The sequence below is a fragment of the Arthrobacter sp. Y3223164 genome, assembly GCF_059091005.1.
Window position 1 is genome coordinate 1 of the sequence record NZ_JBNHGF010000240.1, and the last position, 4436, is coordinate 4436.

Here is a 4436-nt window from a genome sequence, read left to right on the forward strand (position 1 = left end):
GCCGTCCGGGTGGGTTTGGACACCGCCGCGCTGCCGGGGAGGTAGGCCTCCAGGCGCGTGGCGCGCAACTGCATCGCGGTCAGCAGCTCGGGAATGCTGCCGGCCGAGTTGCGGCCGGCGATGTCGATCATGATGCCGGCGCAGGCCCGCGCGTCCGCCACGGCGTCGTGGTGGTTGTGCAGCGGCACGCCTGCGGCCTCGGCGACGAACGGCAGGGAATAGGACACCAGCGAATAGCTGCGCCGCGACAGGATGACGGTGCAGGCGTAGTCGTAGGCCGGCCCGGAGAGTTCCGAGACCTCCAGAGCCGATCGAATCACGCCCATGTCGAAGGCGGCGTTGTGGGCGACCAGCACGTCGGAGCCGATGAAGGCTGCCAGGTCGGCGAAGATCTCGCCGAAACGCGGCTTTCCCGCCACCATGCCCGCGGTGATGCCGTGGATCTGGACGTTGCGCCGGTCGAAGTGGTCGAAGCCCTCCGGCGGCCGCATCAGCCAGGAGGCTTCCTCGACGATCCGGCCGTCACGGACCTTGCTCAAGCCGACGGAGCATGGGGAGCCCCGGAACCCGTTTGCCGTCTCGAAATCGATCGCCGTGAAGTCAACTGCCACGCGTTCAACCCTAAGCGACGGCACCGACGGTTCTGCGCCTGCAACACGCCCGACGGCGGCCCCGGAACGCGCGCTGGGGCCGCCGTCCTGCGGACGGGTCAGGGCTTGGTCAGGGGGTGGCCCGGCGGAGGGTCAGGTAGGACCCGGCCGCCAGGGCCGCGCAGAACAGCGCCGTCCAGCCGGAGGTGCTCAGCGGGGTCTGGGCCACCAGCCACCCGCCGACGGCCGGCCACCAGCCCTGCCAGGCGATCAGGCCCAGCAGCCCGATCAGGACCACGGCGATCGCGATCCATGTGACCAACATCCCGGTCGCCTGCCAGCGTTTGTAGATGGTGGCGAACCAGAAACCGATCATGAACAACGCAACCATGGCGATGAAGTAGAACAGGATCTGCACCATCGGGCTGCTGTCGGCGATCCAGCCCAGGGCATACATCCTGCCGTTGAAGCCCCAGCCGCCGGTGGCAACTTCCAGCAGGCCCAGCAGGTAGTAAAGGACACTGACGGCAAGAGCAACGACGGCGAACAGGCCGACGGTGCCGAGGTAAAAAGTACGGCGGCTCACGCTCATCGCCTGCGAGAACGGGAACGTCAGTGTCAGCGACTGGATGCCCAGCGCCAGGAAGTACCACATCACCGCCTGCGCGGTTCCGGAATATAGCGTCCCGCCGTCGGCAGGAATCATCGCCCAGATGGCCAGGGTCACCAGAAAGGAGGCCAGCAGGATTACGGCGGGGATGCCCAGGAAGGTCCACTTATTGATCAACTGCATGCGCGCTACGTTGATGACGCGGTTCATTTCAGGACCTCCAGCTCGGAGTCGGCATCGGCGACGGCATCGGTTGCAGCAGTGGTCTTCCGCACGACCAGTTGTTGGAGCGACACCGGCGCCAACTCCACACCGAGTTCCGCAGCCTCGGCGCGTTCGCTATCCGACAGCCTGCCGTCGATGGTCCACGAGGCCAGCGAGCCCAGCGATTCACGGTGCAGCACTTCCCGCCCCGCCGCGAAGGACCTGACTGCTGCGGCGCCGCCGGACACGGTGAAGGCCGTCCCGCGGATCGCTTCGGCGTCGTCGTCCATGATGATCCGGCCGCGGTCGATCAGCACGACGTGCTCCAGCAGGTTCGCCACCTCGTCGATCAAGTGCGAGGAAAGGATGATGGTGCGCGGATGGTGGGCGAAATCCTCGACCAGCCGGTCATAGAAGATCTGGCGGGCCACGGCGTCGAGCCCCAGATACGGTTCGTCGAAGAATGTTATCTCCGCGCGGGATGCCAGCCCGATGATCACGCCGACGGCGGAGAGCTGGCCGCGGGAAAGCTTCTTGATCCGCCGTTTGGGCGGGAGCTGAAAATCCTCGACCAACCGGTCTGCGTAGGCCTGGTCCCAGTTCCGGAAGAACAGGGCGGCGGACTTGAACGCCTGCCGGGGGGTGAAATCGTCCGGGTACTTCTGTGATTCCCGGATGAAACAGATCCGGGACAGCACGGCGTCGTTTTCATACGGGTGCTGCCCGAAGACCAAGGCTTCACCGCTGCTCTGGAAGCCTTGGCCAGTGAGCACCGACATCAGGGTGGTCTTGCCGGCGCCGTTTCGACCCAGCAACCCGTAGATCCGGTTGCCCTCCAGACGGAGGCTGACGTTGTCCAGTGCCTTGGCATCGCGGTAGGACTTGCTCACCTGCCTCAGTTCGATGGCGGGTGTGTTCTGGTAGCTCATGGGGACACGCTTCCCTCTGTCATGTCGCTGGTGGACTCGGTGCGGTGGAGCATTGCGGTCAGCTGTTCGGTGCTGATACCCAGTTTTCGTGCTTCCCGGGCCATCGGCTGAACGTACTCGCGGTAGAAGTCGTCACGCCGGCGGGCCAGTAAGCGGGAGCGGGCTCCGGCGGCTACGAACATGCCGATCCCCCGCTTTTTGTACAGAATCCCGTCATCGACCAAGCGGTTGACGCCTTTGGCCGCGGTGGCGGGATTGATCCGGTAGAAGGCGGCGAACTCATTGGTGGACGGCACCTGGCCTTCCTCGGCCAGCGCCCCGTCCACGATGTCGTTCTCAACGCGCTCGGCGATCTGGAGGAAGATCGGCTTTGAGTCATCGATCACTGCCGCCTCCCTTTCCCGGCCCATTGCACCCCTAGTTGGGTTGGGTGCACGGGTTCATTACTTATGTAGCTAACCATACAACAGGTGGAGTACGTGTCAACTGGAGGAGGATCGGGCCACTGAACGCCTAGGCCGAGCCGGCCCGGAGCTCGTACGCGGGCTCCGGGGTGCGGACGCCAGGCAGTTCCCGTCAATACGGCAGCGGCGCACTTGGGCCAGCGGGCATCACGGTGGCGGCGCAGGCCCCGTCAAGGATGTGAGGGATCACGGTGGCGGCGGACTGCCGTCAAGGGGTGTGAGGGCGATGCCTGGCGGCCGGGGGCCCGTCAAGGTGTAAAGGCAGCGAGGTGTCAGCGGAGTGGCGTCCGTCGCCGTAAGGACCGGTGGGGGCTAGAGCAGGATTCGTGGTGCGGAGGAACTGGCGGCGGAACGGAAGGTCTACAGGGCCGGCGGCAAAGCTGACCGATGGGAGGATCAGCCCTTAGCAGCTACCTACGCCCGCCGGTTCCTGATCTTGCGGATCCTGGTGGTCAACCAGTACAGGCCAGCAACAACGACGACGACAATGACGATCTTTTGGAAGACGCCGGCGTACTCCTCCACGATGTGCCAGTTCTCTCCCAAGTAGAAGCCGGCCAGCACAAAGATGCTGTTCCAGATCAGGCTCCCGGCTGCGGTGAGCGCGAGGAACTTGCCCATCGGCATGCGCTCGATGCCGGCGGGGATGGAAATCAGGCTGCGGAAGATCGGGATCATGCGACCAAAGAAGACTGCCTTGTAGCCGTGGCGGTTGAACCAGGCTTCCACCCTGTCCACATCTTCCAGGTCGATCAGCGGAAGCTTGTCGGCAATGGCGCGCATGCGCCGTCGGCCCAGCCAAGCGCCCAACCCGTAAAGCGCCCACGCGCCGATAATCGAGCCCAGCGTGGTCCATACCAGCGCCTCGATAAGGCTGAAGCTGCCGCGGCTGGCCGTGAAGCCTGCCAGCGGGAGCACCACTTCACTGGGCAGCGGCGGGAAAAGATTCTCCAGCGCGATCGCCAGACCCGCGCCTGGTGCCCCGATGCCTTCCATCAGCCCTACGGCCCACTCGGCCACCCCGGTGAGGGCAGAGGTATCATCTGCGGACTGGGCAGGGCGGGGACCGGACATCAGGTAAGGGATCAGCATGCTCATCGTGTACAAGTCTGCCTTACCGTCCCCGTCATGACCGAACCGGGCGTCGGGTCTGGACGGTCCGGACACCCGAAGAGGTGCAGTTCGCTCGCAATCCGCACAGCTATAACTTAATTGCCCTTATTGCTGGACGTGGGGAACTGCGCCTACACATCAGTCGGAAGCGTCGACGACGCCGTGCCCGCACCGTCGACTCCCCAAGAGCCGCTTCGGCGGCGAACGCGGACCTAAAGTCACCACCTGCAGCGAGGGTGCCTGGTAGTGGTGGCGGGGTGGAGGTGTAGGTGTGTCCGGTGGGGGTGGTGGTTTCCACCTTGTGGTGTGGTCCATCAACAGGGCGGCTGGACCAGCCTTCGGCTTCCTTTGACTGGTTGCATTGTTCGCACAGCCCCTGGCCGTTGGCCATGGTCGTTTCACCGCCCTGCGTCCAGGGCACGATGTGGTGATGTGCCGGATCGGGGCGTCGCACCAGGGCCTTGCGCAGACGGCGTCGCGGGCGTGGATCATCCGGCGCATCCCGTCGGGGAATCTCCGTGCGGCC

General features: G+C 65.0%; 6 protein-coding genes. All 6 read right to left on the bottom strand.

Annotated features, from left to right (window positions below; genetic code table 11):
- Positions 1-611: 3'-5' exonuclease (locus tag AC5RUJ_RS11710; protein WP_494155896.1), on the bottom strand; the 611-nt coding region annotated here is incomplete at its 3' end.
- A 109-nt stretch (positions 612-720) separates the two neighbouring features.
- The gene (locus tag AC5RUJ_RS11715; RefSeq protein WP_494155897.1) at positions 721-1410 is read right to left on the bottom strand and encodes a hypothetical protein; all 690 of its coding nucleotides are present in this window, start codon (positions 1408-1410) and stop codon (positions 721-723) included.
- Entirely contained in the window at positions 1407-2333 is a 927-nt protein-coding gene (locus AC5RUJ_RS11720) for an ABC transporter ATP-binding protein (RefSeq protein WP_494128773.1), read from the bottom strand. The genes AC5RUJ_RS11715 and AC5RUJ_RS11720 overlap by 4 nt, the downstream gene beginning before the upstream one ends.
- The gene (locus AC5RUJ_RS11725; protein ID WP_494022839.1) at positions 2330-2719 is read right to left on the bottom strand and encodes a GntR family transcriptional regulator; all 390 of its coding nucleotides are present in this window, start codon (positions 2717-2719) and stop codon (positions 2330-2332) included. Before AC5RUJ_RS11725 ends, AC5RUJ_RS11720 begins: the two co-directional genes overlap by 4 nt.
- 492 nt (positions 2720-3211) lie before the next feature.
- Complete coding sequence (locus AC5RUJ_RS11730) at positions 3212-3889, bottom strand: DedA family protein (RefSeq protein WP_494001273.1); 678 nt, start codon at positions 3887-3889, stop codon at positions 3212-3214.
- Between the two features lie 109 nt (positions 3890-3998).
- Positions 3999-4301 (bottom strand): hypothetical protein, encoded by a 303-nt coding sequence (locus tag AC5RUJ_RS11735; protein WP_494128776.1) that lies wholly within the window; start codon positions 4299-4301, stop codon positions 3999-4001.
- Positions 4302-4436: the final 135 nt, after the last annotated feature.

Coding starts and splice junctions, on each gene's coding strand:
- AC5RUJ_RS11715 (WP_494155897.1), bottom strand. CDS start 1,410: ATGAACCGCGTCATCAACGTAGCGCGCATGCAGTTGATCAATAAGTGG.
- AC5RUJ_RS11730 (WP_494001273.1), bottom strand. CDS start 3,889: ATGCTGATCCCTTACCTGATGTCCGGTCCCCGCCCTGCCCAGTCCGCA.
- AC5RUJ_RS11720 (WP_494128773.1), bottom strand. CDS start 2,333: ATGAGCTACCAGAACACACCCGCCATCGAACTGAGGCAGGTGAGCAAG.
- AC5RUJ_RS11735 (WP_494128776.1), bottom strand. CDS start 4,301: ATGGCCAACGGCCAGGGGCTGTGCGAACAATGCAACCAGTCAAAGGAA.